Source organism: Mesorhizobium sp. L-8-10 (assembly GCF_016756635.1).
Lineage (GTDB): Bacteria > Pseudomonadota > Alphaproteobacteria > Rhizobiales > Rhizobiaceae.
In genome coordinates this window covers 1,871,719-1,886,912 of the sequence record NZ_AP023263.1, presented here as the reverse complement: position 1 = coordinate 1,886,912, position 15,194 = coordinate 1,871,719, and the positions used below count along the sequence as shown (strand labels likewise).

General features: G+C 65.5%; 19 protein-coding genes and 1 pseudogene. 18 read left to right on the top strand and 2 right to left on the bottom strand.

From position 1 onward, the window contains the following. The first annotated feature begins 434 nt into the window (after positions 1-434). A complete protein-coding gene (locus JN280_RS08780) occupies positions 435-758 on the top strand; it encodes a DUF736 domain-containing protein (protein ID WP_202311513.1) in 324 nt (107 codons plus the stop codon). Between the two features lie 109 nt (positions 759-867). Here the strand turns inward: JN280_RS08780 and JN280_RS08775 are convergent, their stop codons facing one another. Continuing rightward, on the bottom strand, positions 868-1,089 hold the full coding sequence (locus tag JN280_RS08775) for a helix-turn-helix domain-containing protein (RefSeq protein WP_202311512.1): 222 nt from the start codon (positions 1,087-1,089) through the stop codon (positions 868-870). A 485-nt stretch (positions 1,090-1,574) separates the two neighbouring features. On the opposite strand from JN280_RS08775, the gene JN280_RS08770 reads away from it, so the two are divergent. From JN280_RS08770 to JN280_RS08720, 12 genes and pseudogenes are all read left to right on the top strand, one after another. Further along, entirely contained in the window at positions 1,575-1,838 is a 264-nt protein-coding gene (locus JN280_RS08770) for a DNA -binding domain-containing protein (protein WP_202311511.1), read from the top strand. Between the two features lie 108 nt (positions 1,839-1,946). Continuing rightward, positions 1,947-2,114: pseudogene (locus JN280_RS39350) on the top strand (transcriptional regulator domain-containing protein); the annotation flags it as partial. Between the two features lie 49 nt (positions 2,115-2,163). After that, on the top strand, positions 2,164-2,703 hold the full coding sequence (locus JN280_RS08765) for a DUF2285 domain-containing protein (RefSeq protein ID WP_244743495.1): 540 nt from the start codon (positions 2,164-2,166) through the stop codon (positions 2,701-2,703). Positions 2,704-2,842: 139 nt separating this feature from the next. Next, positions 2,843-3,124 (top strand): helix-turn-helix transcriptional regulator, encoded by a 282-nt coding sequence (locus JN280_RS08760; protein ID WP_202311510.1) that lies wholly within the window; start codon positions 2,843-2,845, stop codon positions 3,122-3,124. 11 nt (positions 3,125-3,135) lie between these two features. After that, positions 3,136-4,308 carry a replication initiator protein A gene (locus JN280_RS08755; RefSeq protein ID WP_202311509.1) on the top strand — a complete coding sequence of 391 codons (1,173 nt, stop codon included), beginning with the start codon at positions 3,136-3,138 and terminating at the stop codon, positions 4,306-4,308. Further along, positions 4,305-4,958: a ParA family partition ATPase gene (gene parA / locus JN280_RS08750; RefSeq protein WP_202311508.1), complete on the top strand. Its 654-nt coding sequence runs from the start codon at positions 4,305-4,307 to the stop codon at positions 4,956-4,958. Before JN280_RS08755 ends, parA begins: the two co-directional genes overlap by 4 nt. Next, positions 4,955-5,209, top strand: a complete 255-nt coding sequence (locus JN280_RS08745; RefSeq protein WP_202311506.1) for a hypothetical protein — start codon at positions 4,955-4,957, stop codon at positions 5,207-5,209. The genes parA and JN280_RS08745 overlap by 4 nt, the downstream gene beginning before the upstream one ends. Beyond that, positions 5,206-5,724 (top strand): DUF2840 domain-containing protein, encoded by a 519-nt coding sequence (locus JN280_RS08740; RefSeq protein ID WP_202311505.1) that lies wholly within the window; start codon positions 5,206-5,208, stop codon positions 5,722-5,724. The genes JN280_RS08745 and JN280_RS08740 overlap by 4 nt, the downstream gene beginning before the upstream one ends. After that, positions 5,721-6,278 (top strand): S26 family signal peptidase, encoded by a 558-nt coding sequence (locus tag JN280_RS08735; RefSeq protein WP_202311504.1) that lies wholly within the window; start codon positions 5,721-5,723, stop codon positions 6,276-6,278. Before JN280_RS08740 ends, JN280_RS08735 begins: the two co-directional genes overlap by 4 nt. Positions 6,279-6,312: 34 nt before the next feature. Beyond that, positions 6,313-6,660, top strand: coding sequence for a DUF736 domain-containing protein (locus JN280_RS08730; RefSeq protein ID WP_202311503.1), 348 nt, complete (start codon positions 6,313-6,315; stop codon positions 6,658-6,660). Positions 6,661-6,663: 3 nt separating this feature from the next. Next, the gene (locus tag JN280_RS08725; protein ID WP_202311502.1) at positions 6,664-7,428 is read left to right on the top strand and encodes a lytic transglycosylase domain-containing protein; all 765 of its coding nucleotides are present in this window, start codon (positions 6,664-6,666) and stop codon (positions 7,426-7,428) included. A 244-nt stretch (positions 7,429-7,672) separates the two neighbouring features. After that, positions 7,673-9,412: a relaxase/mobilization nuclease domain-containing protein gene (locus JN280_RS08720; protein ID WP_202311501.1), complete on the top strand. Its 1,740-nt coding sequence runs from the start codon at positions 7,673-7,675 to the stop codon at positions 9,410-9,412. A gap of 17 nt (positions 9,413-9,429) precedes the next feature. Here JN280_RS08720 and JN280_RS08715 read toward each other — a convergent pair whose 3' ends face one another. After that, complete coding sequence (locus JN280_RS08715; protein ID WP_202311500.1) at positions 9,430-10,791, bottom strand: hypothetical protein; 1,362 nt, start codon at positions 10,789-10,791, stop codon at positions 9,430-9,432. A 220-nt stretch (positions 10,792-11,011) separates the two neighbouring features. Here JN280_RS08715 and JN280_RS08710 point away from each other — a divergent pair, with 220 nt between their 5' ends. The 5 genes from JN280_RS08710 to JN280_RS08690 all read left to right on the top strand — a co-directional run bounded on the left by JN280_RS08710 (position 11,012) and on the right by JN280_RS08690 (position 15,192). Then, positions 11,012-13,006, top strand: a complete 1,995-nt coding sequence (locus tag JN280_RS08710) for a conjugal transfer protein TraG (protein ID WP_202311498.1) — start codon at positions 11,012-11,014, stop codon at positions 13,004-13,006. Next, positions 13,003-13,452, top strand: a complete 450-nt coding sequence (locus JN280_RS08705) for a ribbon-helix-helix protein, CopG family (protein ID WP_202314647.1) — start codon at positions 13,003-13,005, stop codon at positions 13,450-13,452. The genes JN280_RS08710 and JN280_RS08705 overlap by 4 nt, the downstream gene beginning before the upstream one ends. A 206-nt stretch (positions 13,453-13,658) precedes the next feature. After that, positions 13,659-14,600 carry a P-type conjugative transfer ATPase TrbB gene (trbB, locus tag JN280_RS08700; RefSeq protein WP_446720840.1) on the top strand — a complete coding sequence of 314 codons (942 nt, stop codon included), beginning with the start codon at positions 13,659-13,661 and terminating at the stop codon, positions 14,598-14,600. Beyond that, positions 14,597-14,929 (top strand): TrbC/VirB2 family protein, encoded by a 333-nt coding sequence (locus tag JN280_RS08695; protein WP_202311495.1) that lies wholly within the window; start codon positions 14,597-14,599, stop codon positions 14,927-14,929. The genes trbB and JN280_RS08695 overlap by 4 nt, the downstream gene beginning before the upstream one ends. Then, positions 14,929-15,192 carry a VirB3 family type IV secretion system protein gene (locus JN280_RS08690; RefSeq protein WP_202311494.1) on the top strand — a complete coding sequence of 88 codons (264 nt, stop codon included), beginning with the start codon at positions 14,929-14,931 and terminating at the stop codon, positions 15,190-15,192. The genes JN280_RS08695 and JN280_RS08690 overlap by 1 nt, the downstream gene beginning before the upstream one ends. Positions 15,193-15,194: the final 2 nt, after the last annotated feature.

The following is a 15,194-nucleotide window of genomic DNA, read 5'->3' as shown; positions in this document are numbered from 1 at the left end:
GCAGCATCGCTCCCGACATGAGCGTTGAAGCGGGGATGGTGCAAGGCGTCACGCCCTGACGCGTCGGACGGGATGCGGACAAATGCCGGTATGGGGAGGGTGCCGGTGCCGTGAACGTGTCGGCCGGATTTGCCCGGCAGATCGAAGTGGCCAGGTTCTCCGTGGTTCCTCTCCAACTGGTCGACCGCTCCAATACGGCCTCGCTCCTGGCTTGATCTGGCCGAAGGCCGGCTTCGCCTCGATCGCCTAAGGCGCAACAGCGCCGTCGAAACTATCTTCCCCTCCCGGCCAAGGCCGGGATTCCTCGCGAAGCAAGATAGTTCCTCCCTTGCTGTCGAGCCCCTTCGGGGTGCGCCGCCGATCGCCTCCGGCCGGACGATCGCCATCGAGGCCGCAATGGTGTGGGCTCGAGCCAGAAATCAAGGAGAACTACCATGGCCACCATCGGCACCTTCAAGAAGTCCGACAACGAATTCACCGGCGAAATCGTCACCCTTTCCCTCCAGGCCAAGAAAGTCCGCATCGCTCCCGACACCCGCTCCAGCAGCGAGAACGCCCCCAGCCACCGGGTTTTCGTCGGCCGTGTCGAGATCGGCGCCGGCTGGGCCAAGCAGTCCAACGAGGGCCGCAACTACCTGGGCCTCAAGCTCGACGACCCAAGCTTCACCGCCCCGATCTACGCCAACCTCATCGAGGATGAGGACGGCGAGGGCTACAGCCTCATCTGGTCCCGCCCGACTCGCCGCAACGGCGACTGAGCCACCGCGAAGCCCCGCCCGGACTATCCGGGCGGGGCCAGTCGTCGTCTGGCTCGTATCCTGACTCCAACGAATGGTGTTCGTGTCCCGCTCGGGCGGCGCCCAGCGCCTACTCCTCTGAGTCGTGGGGCACGACGAGGTCGACATGACTTACGCCGAGCGCCTGAGCGAGCTCATAGAGCGTGATCACGGTCGGATTTCGCTTTCCGCGTTCGAGATCGCTGAGATACTGTTGACTGAAGCCGGATCGCGCTTCGACGTCCTCCTGCGTCAGGCCTTTCTCCCGACGCAGCCGGGCGAAGTTCCGGCCGACCAATTTGCGCATGTCCATGCACAAACTGGTTCCAATTTACACACTATAAGTTTATCAACTATAGTATGTAGCACACCAGCTTGGTGCGCCGATGAGATGCTGGTGTCGATGTGCCGTAATTCGCGAACCGGTTCCTTATACGTGAACTGGTTCCTTAAATCGCAAACTGGATGAGGATGACCGTAAGCACCCAATCTGCGCGCAGCCGGGGTCTCCATGAACAGCTTCCGCTCAAGTGCGCCGCGCTCTGGAAGCCAACGGCAACGTCTTCCTGACCACCGACAGGCGAGAAGGCGTGATGGTCATGCGCAACGCAATCGCAGGAGATGGCAAGGAGCGCCCGAGAAGATCGGCTGCGATCTGGTCGCTATCGGGTCGACCGGCGTCGCAGGCACGACGCTGTTCGCCGGAAGTGCCGTCATACTAGTATCGCGGCTGCCGACGATAGAAATTGTTCACACCCCGCCCGAACAAAGGTATGGATTTTCCGCTTGGGGGCGATAATGGCACAGCCGGAATTTTTGGACGAGCCGCCGGAGAGCGCTGTGCTCACAGACTATGACCGTGAGCACATGAAGTACTATATGCGCGTGCTCGACGCGGCGACCGACGGCGCCGACTGGCGGGAAGCCGTCGCCGTGATTTTCGGAATCGATCCCGATTCTGAGCCCCAGAGGGCGCGGCGGGTACATGACAGTCATCTCGCCCGGGCCCGGTGGATGACCGAGCACGGCTATCGCCAACTCATCCGCGAAGGCCGGCAATAGACTGCGGCGGTGCGCCCGAGGCATCGCCCGGCGTTTCCGCAAGGACTTCCCAAACGCGCCGATCTTGGGAACGGTGCCGCCCCCACGTTGCGGCAACGAGGAGTAACGATGACGCCTGACATTTCCCGCTGGCGGTTCTCCGAGACCTATGACTATCTGGACGCCCTCGACCCTCCCGACCTTGCCTGGGAATGGCTCAGGCGCAATGCCGAATATCAGCGGGACTATGCGCGCGCTGACAGTCCTGCCCTGAAGCGCGAACTTCATGGAAAATGGGGCTTGCAGTTTTTTCGTCCCGCCGTCGCTGAATGCTGGCGAGGGTTCCGTGTTCTGGTCCGCCGAGGCGGACACGAGCGCCGTGCTGCTCACGCAGTCGCCCATCATGCTGCCGACGGCCGGCAACCTCTCTTCCGGACTGCGCGATCCAGCCGCGCGGGCGGACGACCAGGGCGAGCATTCGGTGCTCGCGATCGGCGGACAGAATGCTCGTCTGGTCCGGCTCGCGGGCGTGCCGCCTGGAACACCTCTCGCCGCGCTTGTGCCGCTTGACGCCGACGGTCACGACCGGATCGAAGCGATCGATCGATTGCTGCGCGCCTTGCAAGGACGCGCGGTTCCCAACGATCGCCGGCTGACGCCCCAGCAGAAGCGCCGTCACCGGCACATGCTGCAGGCGACCGACGGGCGCATGAACGGCGCCTCCTACCGCGAGATCGCCGGCGTTATGTTCGGCGCCGACCGCGTCGCCTCCGAGCCGTGGAAGACCTCCTCCTTGCGGGCCAGTGTCATCGGCCTCGTCAATGGCGGTCGCGCCATGATCGCGGGCGGCTATCGTCAGCTTCTGCGTCATCGCCGCAAAGAATAGCCTGGAACTCCCGTGGCCGGGGGTGAGGAATTGTGCCCCCCAAACTTCCTCATCCCTCCTGGTTCGACATCTTCGCCACCGTGGCCTTCGACCGCCGCTTCCCATCAGCGGCCCCAATCAAGACCACGGAGGCCCGACCATGCCCGATCCGCTCGCCGGCTTGCCGCCGCGCTACCTGCGCACACCCGAAGCGGCCCGCTTCCTCGGCCTGTCTGACCGGACGCTCGAGAAGCATCGCACCTACGGCACCGGACCAGCCTACAGGAAGCTCGGCGGTCGCGTCGTCTATGCGCTCGAGGACCTCCAGGCGTGGGCCAACCGCGGCACCGTCACCTCCACTTCCGACCCGCGAGGCTCGGTGCTGCCGGCCAAGCGGCACGAGCCGCAAGCGGCAAGCGGCCCCGGCCGCCATGGGCGCTGAGAGACTCCGAGATGGCGCGCGGTCTTTCAGCATCCGCCGAGCGAGAGAAGCTCGATCGTTTCATCGTCGCGACCGGCGATGCTTCCCCGCGCGACCAGCGCGATCTCATGGAGAGGCCGTTCTTCTCGCTCGCCAAGATGAAGCGGGTGGCGCCGATCCTTTATGAGGCCGGCGAGGTCAAGGTGGAAGTGTTTGCCACGCCCCAGCACGGCATGGCGACCATCTGGGACGCCGACGTACTGATCTGGGCAGCGAGCCAGATTGTCGAAGCCGAGAACCAAGGCCTCCAGACATCCCGTTTCCTGCGCTTCACTCCATACCATTTGCTCACGGCAGTCGGCCGGGCGACGGGCCAGCGCGACTACAAGCTCCTCAAAGGCGCCCTGACACGCCTGCAGTCGACATCGATCCGCACCACGATCCGCCAGAACGAGCATTGGCGCCGGCATCAGTTCTCCTGGATCAACGAATGGGAGGAATGCCGGACGCGCAAGGGCCTGGTCGAGGGCATGGAATTCGTCCTGCCCGACTGGTTCTATCGCGGTGTCATCGACCGCTCGCTCGTGCTCGCCATCGAGCCGGCCTATTTTCGGCTGACCGGCGGCATCGAGCGCTGGCTCTACCGAGTCGCCCGCAAGCATGCCGGCCGCCAGCCGGCCGGTTGGGTCTTCGAGGTTCCCCACCTTCACGAAAAGTCCGGCAGCCTCGTGCGCGTCTCCGACTTCGCGCTGCAGCTTCGCCGTATCGCCGCGCGCCAGGCGCTGCCCGGCTACCGGCTCCAGGTCGAACGTGAGGCCGGCCGCGAACGGCTGCGGATCGTCCCCGATCGAAGGCTTCGAGGGCCTGTGGATCGTACTGTGGAAACACTCGGGATTTCGCACGCCGGCGATATCGGGACTTCCCGCGCACACCTATCGGGATTCCGCACGCAGAGCGGGCAGCTAACGCTCTGGCCGGAAAGCGCGATTCCGGCCCCTAACCTATCTAACAATAGAGAATCTAACTCTTTTTTTGCTGCAGCCCGTGTGGAAAAGCACGGCCACGAGCCCGGAAACGGCGCCGAAAGCCAGCCATCTCCCCGCTCTGACCCGACCAAGTTCTTTCGCAGTTCGGGAGGCACCGAGGCGCGTACTGGCCCTCCGGCGCGACGTCTTCCCGACAGCGACGTGGGAGAGACGTCATGATCGTCGCCCTCCTCAACCAGAAAGGCGGAGTCGGCAAGACGACGCTGGCGCTGCACCTTGCCGGTGAGTGGGCCCGCCAGGGAAAGCGTGTCACCCTGATCGATGCCGACCCGCAAGGCTCGGCTCTCGACTGGTCGCAGCAGCGTAGCCGAAGCGGTGTCACACGCCTGTTCGGCGTTGTCGGCCTAGCCCGCGATACGTTGCATCGCGAGGCGCCTGAACTCGCCCGCGATGCGGATCATGTCGTTATCGACGGACCACCGCGTGTCGCCGGGCTCATGCGATCGGCCCTGCTCGCCACCGACCTCGTGCTGATCCCGGTTCTGCCGTCACCGCTCGATGGCTGGGCCTCGGCCGAGATGCTGGCGCTGCTCGCCGAAGCGCGCATCTACCGGCCGCAGCTCGCCGCGCGCTTCGCCCTCAATCGCTGCGGCGCCCGCACCGTGATCGCCCGCGAGACCGCCGAGACGCTCGCCGATCACGATCCGCCTGTCCTCGCGACGGCCATCGGACAGCGCGTGGTCTTCGCCGCGGCCGCGCAGTCCGGTCAGCTCGTGAGCGAGATCGACGATGACAGCCCGGCCGCGCGCGAGATCGCGGCGCTGGCGACCGAGATCGAACGACTCCGCATCGGGACGGTCGCGCCATGAGCGGGCGGAGCACGAGACAGGGCTTCGCCGCACGTCCCGGCGATGCCGATCGCTGGATCAAGTCGGCCGATACGTCACCTCTGCGCGGGGCAGCCGCATCCGGTTTCACCGCACGCCTCACCATCGACGTCACGCCCGAGCTGCGCGGCCGCATCAAGGTCGCCGCCTTCCAGCGTGGCACGACCGTCGCCGACATGCTGCGCGATCTCTTCGCCCGCGAATTTCCAGCTGACGACGGAGGCGCACAATGAACCGTCGTTCCAGCCTGCCGCTGAGCATGCAGCCGACAGTCGATGGACCGCCGCCATTCGCCACGCTGGTCGAGCTGACTTGGCGCGAGAAGCGGATCGAATACTGGATCCGCTTCGGCCGCCGGACCTACGAGCAGATCATCGATCGCCATCACCGCCTCGTCGGCTTCGCACCCGACAGCATCTTCGCCTTCGTCCGCTGGGCGGCCAATGACTACGGCACCGTGCTCTCGCGCATCGACATCGTGCGCGCGATCAACCGCGGAAAGCCGTTCCAGACGCTGCCCTTCGTGCGCCCGGGCGGCGACATCCTGCTCAAGGTCGAGGGCTGGCCGAAGGTCGCCCGCGTGCTCGAGATCATCGACGTCATCGAGGCGCTCGGCATCGATCCTTGCACCGTCGCTCCGGACCACTGGCGCCATGTTCATCATCGCCTCGCGACCGGCATGGAGCCGCGCACCTACAGGGCGGACCGACACGCCGCATGGCTCAAGCGCCGGAGCACGGACGGATGAGCCGGCGCGCTGTCATCATCACCATGCTTGCCTCGGCCGCGCTTGTCGTCGCGCCGTCGTGGCTGGCCTACGGTCCTCGGTTCATCTGGAATACGTCGGCCAGCGTGCCGATCGGGCTCTATCGGCTGGCGCCGGCAACGCGCGTCGAGGTCACCGATCTCGTCGTCGTCGCGCCGCCCGAGCGTCTCGCCGTCTTCCTTGCCGAGCGCGGCTATCTCGCTCGCGGCGTGCCGCTGATCAAGCGCGTCCTCGCTGTCGCTGGCACCACCGTCTGCCGGCATGGCCGCACCATTATCGCTTACGATACGGCCTATGGCCAGGCACGCGACCGCGACCGCCTCGGCCGCCCTCTGCCCGCTTGGCACGGCTGTCGGCCGCTCGCCGAGGATGAGGTCTTCCTCATGAACTGGGACGCGGCCGACAGCCTCGACGGCCGGTATATCGGACCGCTCCCCACCAGCACCATCGTCGCCCGCGCGCTTCCCGTCTGGACCGACGCGGAAGGCGACGGCCGCTTCGTTTGGCACACCGCCGGCCCGGCGGGCGCGCCCTGACCCCTTCCCAACCACCAGAAAGAGGAGCCTTCGCATGGCACAGATCGGTCAGTTCACTCGCACCCAGTCGGGCTATTCGGGGCGTGTCCGCACGCTCTCGCTCGATCTCGCCCTCGTCTTCGTCCCGGCAGACAATGCCGATATCGAGCACGCGCCGGACTACCGCATTCGTCTCGGCGACGAAGACGGCGTCGAGATCGGCGCGGGCTGGCGTCAGAGCGGTGATCGTGCCGGCACGTACATCTCCGTAGTCCTCGACGACCCCACATTCGCGCAGCCGATCCGCGCCCGACTGTTCCAGTCGGACGAGAACGGCCGCGACTGGGGCCTGCACTGGACACGCCCGAAGAAGCGCGAGGACCGCGACAAGTCGCAGGACTGATCCATGCCCCGCCAGCACTTCGGCCGCGCCCTGCGGCGGCACGGCATCTGCTCTCGTGTCGCCGTCCTTCTCCTTTCCGGCCTGCCGACGCTCGCGCCGGGCACCGTCCTGTTTGCCCAGGACGTGCACGTCAATCGGCCGGCCACAGACCAGCGCTTTGCGCCGCACATCGCCGAGGCGTCGCGGCGCTTCCGTATCCCGGAGAACTGGATACGCGCCGTTCTCACGGCTGAGAGCGCGCATGACATCCGCGCCGTCTCCGCGGCCGGCGCGATGGGGCTGATGCAGGTCATGCCGGACACCTGGACAGAGCTGCGCGCCCGCTATTCGTTCGGCGACGATCCGTTCGACCCGCGCTGCAACATCCTGGCCGGCACTGCGTATCTGCGCGAAATGCTCGACCGCTACGGCAATGTCGGCGCGATGCTTGCGGCCTACAATGCCGGGCCCGGCCGCTACGACGAGTATCTCACGGCCGGTCGTCCCTTGCCGGCCGAGACGCAGGCCTTTGTCGCCAAGCTCGCGCGGATCCTAGGCGGTGAGCCGCTGCCGGAGCGCATATCGACACCGCCGCCGCGGCCTACGGATTGGCGGGAGGCGCCGCTCTTCGTTGTGCCGCCCCGCGGCAATTCTCCTGCCCGCGCACTGCTTCCCGGCGGTCAATCCGCAAGCGAACCGACGGCGGATTCGGCGCATCCCGATGGCAGCAATACCCCGCGGGCCGAGGGCATGTTCGTTGCAAGACCGGCCCAGGAGCTCGCCCGATGAGCGCGGGATCGGCCGGTCATGCTGTAGCGAGCTGCAGCGCGGCGTGGAGGACGCGCAGGCGGGAGCACACGATCACGACCGGACGATGGCGAGATAAAAGCGGGCGATGTGCGCCCCGGTCGGTGGGTTGTTTGTCAATGGGTTACGAGTCGCTTGCGCGATGTGCGCCGTTTTTACCTACATCGCAACTGAAGGGTTCATTCCACGATCTCAGCGGCTTGGCGCGATGTGCGGGTTCGCAGTCATGAGCGACGATCCCGATTTCCGCGTCCGGCCGGGACGCATCAGGTCTAGCAAGGCACAGCGCGCCCGGCCGTTCATTGCGCAAGCGCTCGCCGCCGCTCAGCGCGCCGGCGGCAGGCCCTCCTATTCGGGCACGATCAGTCCCGGAAACCGCTCCCGCTTCGGGCGGGGCAAACGCGCCACCGTCCAGGCGAACAGGCTGCTCACCAGCCGCACTCGCATCACGGTGATCAAGACCCGCGTCGTGCGCCATTCCAGGCGCTCGACGCCGATGGGCGCCCACCTCAGCTATCTGCGCCGCGAGGGGGTGACAAGGGACGGAGAGAAGGCGCGGCTGTTCGGGCCGGGCAGCGACGATCTGAGTGCAAAAGAGTTCGTCGGGCGCTGCGAGGACGACCGGCACCACTTCCGGTTCATCGTCTCGCCGGAGGATGCCGCGGACATGGCTGACCTCAAGGCGTTCACCCGCGAGTTGATAGGCCAGATGGAAAAGGATCTCGGCACCGGCCTCGACTGGGTCGCCATCGACCATTGGAACACCGACAACCCGCACCTCCATATCATCCTGCGCGGCCGGACCGATGGCGGGCAGGACCTCGTCATCTCGCGCGACTACATCAAGGAAGGCATGCGCGCCCGAGCGCAGGATCTGGTCACCATGGAACTCGGGCCCCGCAGCGACTACGAAATCCGGCGCAACGTCGAACGCCAGATCGAGGCCGAGCGCTGGACCAATCTCGACCGCCAGCTCATGCGCGACGCCCACAGGAGCGGCATCATTGACATGGCGCCGCCCGGCGATCGTCAGCCCGATGAGTTTCACACGTTCAAGGTCGGCCGCCTGCGGACGCTCGAATCCCTCGGCCTCGCGCACCAGATCGGTCAGGCCCAGTGGTACATCTCGGAGGAGGCCGAACCGACGCTGCGCGAACTCGGCGAACGCAGCGACATCATAAAGCGCATGCACCGCTCGCTCACCGAACGCGGCATCGAGCGGGGCGTCTCCGGCTTCGTCCTGGCGGGCGAGAGCCTCGACGATCCTGTCATCGGGCGTCTGGTCGACCGCGGGCTCGACGACGAGCTGAAGGGAACGGCCTATGTCGTGATCGACGGCATTGATGGCCGCTCCCATCACGTCAAACTCCCCCACCTCGACGCCGCCGGCGATAGCGCACCGGGTTCGATCGTCGAACTGCGGAAGTTCGACGATGTCCAAGGCCGGGGCCGCGTCGCGATCGCGGTCCGCTCCGACTTGCCGCTCGAACGTCAGGTCTCGGCGAATGGAGCCACCTGGCTCGACCGGCAAGCGGTCGCCCGTGAGCCGGTCAGACTCGGCGACGGCGGGTTCGGCGGTGAGGTGCAAGACGCCCTGGACCGTCGGGCGGAACATCTGGTCAAGGAAGGTCTTGCGCAGCGCCGGGGCAGTCGGGTGGTGTTCGCCCAAGGTCTGCTCGAGACCTTGCGCCGTCGCGAAGTCGATGCGCTTGGCGACAAGCTCGCGGCGGAACTTGGCCGTCCATTCAACAAAGCCGCGACTGGCAATCACGTCGCCGGCACCTACCGACAACGCTTTGCGATGGCGTCGGGCCGCTTCGCCATGATCGACGACGGACTGGGATTCCAACTCGTGCCCTGGACGCCGACGCTTGAAAAGAAGCTCGGCCAACATGTCTCCGGCATCGCCCGGGGCGACGCCGGTGTTGGCTGGAGCTTCAACAGGAAGCGAGGGCTCGGCATTTGACCGGGACGCCGCCCTCTCTATCGGATGGGCGGCTCGTATTGATCCCAGTCGATCTTGTTCAACTCCTGACGCTTGAGAACTTCGTCAGAGACGGGCGCCGCCATTGCAGGCGTGATGAGATAGTTTGCCTCGACGCAGACCGCAGGCACCGCTTCGGTATCAAATGGTGGATCCTGTCGTCTGGCGGCGTTGCAGATACGCTCGAGCCCGGATTGAACCTGCAGGGAGTAGTCTAGGGGAAAAGCTGGAATATCGACGGAGGAGTTGCGGAACTTCGTGATCGGGTCGAAAGCTTCGCCAGGTTTGATGTTCCGGAAATAGTCGAGCAAGCGCTGCGGATAGTCGGCGGGCGCGACCGCCCGTCTGGGGACGTTTCCGAAATCGTCGCTCCTTGGGAATTGCGCCGTACCGTGGCAGGCGGTGCATGAACTCAGTAGGTTGTCGGCCGGTCCGTTCATGCGTCCGCCCCAGCCCAGCTCAAGCCGCTCCGGCCACCCGAACAAGGTGCCGGCCAACCCCGCGTCAGTGACATTCTCGCTGAGTGGATTACCGGGCAGGACAGTCGGGTCGTTTCCCCAACTCAGGCCAACCGGCTTGAGTTTCCGCCAGGGATCGGTGGACATGACATCATTGCTATAGACGAAGGATCCGAAGACCCATCCGGTCTCGGTAGCATCGTCGTCCCTGACCGCGATGTCGACCTGAAGCAGTTGCATAGGCCGAACACGCACTGGCTGCACGCCGTCCTCGACGGGATCCGACCGGCCAATGTGCGCCATCCAGGAGGGTGCGTTGGCGAGATAAGGCAGATCTGCTGAAGTCGCTTCCGTAAAGAGCAGCTTGAAGGTCACAGTGCCCACCGGAAAGAGCACCTCTGACACATCCGGATCACACGGATTCGCCCAGATCTCATGAAATTCCGAGGCACCGAAGGAATTGTAGAACCCGATCGCCCAGGTTTCGAACTCCCTGGCAAGACCGTCCTTGTACTGGTCGGGGCGCGACGCCCGCTCCTGCGTCAACCCACGGAGAAACTCGCGGCCCGAGACGTCGGGATGCATCCAGAGCGCATGGTACCAGTCCCGGGTGGTGTTCTGCGCGATATTAAAGTCGACGGCCTCGTTTCCCTCAAAAGCATAATCGAGGGCCCCTTGAAGATAGGCTTTCCAGTCGGTGGTGAAGTCGATCGACATGAAGGGGGGCAGCGGCTCCGTCGGTGACGCTGGATAGTCGAACTTTCCTACAAAGGCATCCGCTGCCGAATAGCCGGCCGGTGTGCCGTAGAACGTATTGTAGCTTGGGATCGTACAGGCAGAGAATGCAGCGCCTGAATATGCCCCGGCGCAGATTGCGATGGAAAGCGAAGCCAGAAGCCTCATATCGCCCCCTCCGGGGCAACCAGGCAGATGAAGTCATATTGCCCCACAGAAGATACTCTGCGCTCGACGCAGGTCATATTCAATAGTCACGCTTGCGAACACTCTCGGGCCGCATCGCCCCTGTCTTTACACTATGCGGTCGCCCACAGTACGAACCACCTCGAAGTCTCCTTGAAGCCCCTGCCTGAATAGCCCGATCTCTGTTCGAAAGGAGGAGGCTATGTCGGGCACGAAAATCCTTTGGGGCCAGATCATCATTGTCGGCCTGATAGTGCTCACCGCGATCTGGTGTGCCACGCAATGGGCCGCCTGGCGCCTCGGATTCCAGGCACAACTCGGCGCCCCCTGGTTCTATCTTGTAGGTTGGCCCGTCTATCCCCCGCCAGCCTTCTTCTGGTGGTGGTTTTCCTACGACGCCTATGCGCGGCCCATTTTCCATGAGGGCGCGATCATCGCGGCGTCAGGCGGCTTCATCTCGATTGGCGTCGCCATCTTCATGTCGGTGCTGCGCGCGCGAGAGAGCGACAATGTCGAGACCTACGGTTCCGCCCGCTGGGCAACTACGCATGAGGTGGGGGCGGCCGGACTGCTCGGCCCGGACGGGGTGGTGCTCGGCCGCTACGAGCATGACTATCTACGACATGACGGCCCCGAGCATGTTCTGTGCTTCGCACCGACCCGATCCGGCAAGGGCGTCGGGCTCGTCATTCCGACCCTCCTCACGTGGCCGGGCTCCGCCATTGTCCACGACATCAAGGGCGAGAACTGGCAACTCACGGCCGGCTTCCGCGCAAGGCACGGCCGCGTGCTCCTCTTCGACCCTACCGAGGCCCAGTCCTCGGCCTACAATCCGCTGCTCGAGGTGCGCCGCGGGGAATGGGAGGTGCGCGACGTCCAGAACATCGCTGACATATTGGTCGACCCCGAAGGTTCGCTCGAGCGGCGGAACCACTGGGAAAAGACCTCCCACGCGCTGCTGGTCGGCGCCATCCTCCACGTCCTCTACGCCGAGCGGGACAAGACGCTCGCTGGCGTCGCCAACTTCCTGTCCGATCCGGCACGCTCGATCGAAGCGACCCTGGCTGCGATGATGAAGACGCCGCATCTCGGGGACGCCGGCCCCCATCCCGTCGTCGCATCGGCCGCGCGGGAACTCCTCAACAAGTCGGACAACGAACGGTCCGGCGTGTTGAGCACGGCAATGAGCTTTCTCGGCCTCTACCGCGATCCGGTCGTCGCAAAGGTGACATCGCGATGCGACTGGCGCATCTCCGACATTGTTGGCGGCACAGTGCCGACGACACTTTACCTCGTCGTGCCGCCATCGGACATCAACCGCACCAAGCCGCTGGTTCGCCTCATGCTCAACCAGATCGGCCGGCGGCTGACCGAAGATCTGCATGTAAAGACCAGCTCACATCGCCTGCTGCTTATGCTCGACGAATTCCCGGCGCTCGGCCGCCTCGACTTTTTCGAGAGCGCCCTGGCTTTCATGGCCGGTTACGGACTGAAGGCATTTCTCATCGCCCAATCGCTCAACCAGATCGAGCGGGCGTACGGACCCAACAATTCCATTCTCGACAACTGCCACGTCCGGGTAAGCTTCGCCACCAATGACGAGCGCACCGCCAAGCGCGTGTCCGACGCCCTAGGCACCGCCACCGAACTGCGTGCGATGAAGAACTATGCCGGCCACAGGCTCGCGCCCTGGCTCGGACACCTGATGATCTCCCGGCAGGAGACGGCGCGGCCTCTGCTGACCCCCGGTGAGGTCATGCAGCTTCCGTCCAGCGACGAGATCGTCATGGTGGCCGGCATCCATCCCATCCGAGCACGCAAGGCGCGCTATTACGAAGATGCCCGGTTCACCGAACGCATCCTGGCGCCGCCACAGATTCGGCATCCGGAGGCCTCGGCCAACGACTGGAGCGCGCTCGAGATTCCGGAGGCGCCCGACCTCGATGCCAGCGGCATGCCTGCAGTTGTGTGGGGCGCCGACGAGGATCCGACAGAGTCCGAGAAGCGCCGGCAGCCGGAGCTTAGCAGCAAGATCGCTGTCGATTCCAGGCCGGTGATTCAGGACGAGTTCGATGCAGACCGCGACGCCGGCAACGATGCCGCGATCCTCGCCCGCAATATCAACCGCACCATGCGGAGGATCGCGCGCCAGGCCGACCTTGATCCCGGCGATGGAATGCTGGGAGGCGAGCCATAACCAAACCCGGCAAGAAGCAGCGCCTCTCCATCTATCTCGACCCGCCGGTCATGAAGGCCCTGGTCGAGCACGCGGCCCGGCGCGACCTCTCCCGGTCGCTTGTTGCCGAGGCCGCGATCGCCTCGTTCCTGTCCCCCGACGCCGCGGAGCGGCAGGAAGCAGCCATGACCAAACGGCTCGACCGGATCGACCGGCGCCTCGATCGGCTCGAACGCGATCTCGGCATCTCGGTGGAGACGCTGGCGGTCTTCGTGCGCTTCTGGCTGACCACGACTCCGCAGCTCCCCGAACCGGTACAGGCCGCCGCCCGCGCCCAGTCCGGCAAACGATACGACGCGTTCGTCGCCGCGCTGGGCCGCCGACTCGCCCAGGGCCCGAAGCTGCGCAGCGAGATCCCGGAGGACGTCTTTCCGTCCGGCGATTCGGCGTCAAACGGTCAACAGTGAGGCCGGCTCGACGAAGCCATTCCGCCGTTCCCCTGTAATTCCACGCCAGGCTACGACCACCCCTTGAGGCCTGTTGCCGCCAGCCCATTCGTGCCTTTTCTACTTGTCCCCAATCCAGGGCCGCGCGTCGTGCGCGCCCGCAGCGGAACGGGGACGACGTGGCAATTTCTTACCGGGAATCGGTGGCGGTGGAACGCGGAACGCGCATGCTGCGCACCGCTATGGGCCCGGCCGTGGGCCGGTTCCTCGACGACCCCGCGATCGTCGAGGTCATGCTCAACCCGGACGGGCGGCTCTGGATCGATCGTCTGACCGAAGGCCTCGCCGATAGCGGCGAAGAGCTTTCCCCAGCCGATGGCGAGCGCATCATCCGGCTTGTCGCCCATCATGTCGGTGCCGAAGTCCATGCCGGCGCACCGCGCGTCTCGGCGGAACTACCGGGAACGGGGGAGCGCTTCGAGGGCCTGTTACCGCCGGTGGTGGCCGCCCCGGCCTTCGCGATCCGCAAGCCCGCCGTCGCGGTGTTCTCGCTCGCGGACTATGTGGCGGCTGGCATCATGTCCGCCTCTCAGGCGGATATGCTCCGGCACGGGGTCGCCCAACGACAGAACATCCTCGTCGCCGGCGGCACCTCGACCGGCAAGACCACTCTGACGAATGCTCTTCTGGCCGAGATGGCCCGCACCGGGGATCGCGTGGTGCTCATCGAGGACACGCGCGAGCTGCAATGCGCCGCGCCGAACCTCGTGGCGTTGCGGACAAAGGACGGCATCGTCTCCGTTTCCGAGCTCGTGCGGTCCTCGTTGCGGCTAAGGCCCGACAGGATTCCGATCGGCGAGGTGCGCGGCGCCGAGGCGCTCGACCTGCTCAAGGCCTGGTCGACCGGCCATCCTGGCGGCATCGGTACCATCCATGCCGGCACGGCTTTGGGTGCCCTGCGACGCCTTGAACAGCTCATCCAGGAAGCCGTTGTGACGGTACCTCGCGCGCTCATCGCCGAGACCATCGACGTCATAGCCGTGCTTACCGGTCGCGGTTCGGCGCGACGCCTCTCCGAACTCGTCTACGTCATCGGGCTCGGGGCGACCGCCGACTACGATCTCGTCCCCGCCATCCCGTCCCCCGAACCCGCTGGAGCCTCGCAATGAACCTCACAACTCTCCGCGCCCGAGCGCACATCGCAGCGGCGGCGATCGCCACCTCGCTCACACTCGCCATGACTCGGGCTGCCTACGCGGCTGGATCGTCGATGCCCTGGGAAGAGCCGCTGCAGCAGATCCTCGAATCTATCGAAGGGCCGGTGGCCAAGATCATCGCGGTGATCATCATTATCGTCACTGGCCTGACACTGGCCTTCGGCGACACTTCGAGCGGCTTCCGCCGGTTGGTGCAGATCGTCTTCGGTCTCAGCATCGCCTTCGCCGCCTCTAGCTTCTTCCTCTCCTTCTTCTCCTTCGGCGGCGGAGCGCTGGTCTGATGGACGAGCCGGTCCCCGGATTCACCGCGCCCGTCCATCGTGCGCTGACCGAGCCGATCCTGCTCGCCGGCGCCCCGCGCTCGGTCGCGATCCTCAACGGCACGCTCGCGGCCGCTCTCGGTCTCGGCCTGCGTCTCTGGCTGGTCGGCATCGTGCTGTGGGCCGTCGGCCACCTTGCGGCCGTCTGGGCAGCGCGGCGCGATCCCCTCTTCGTCGAGGTGGTGCGCCGGCATCTACGCATCCCGGCGCATCTTGGCATGTGAGG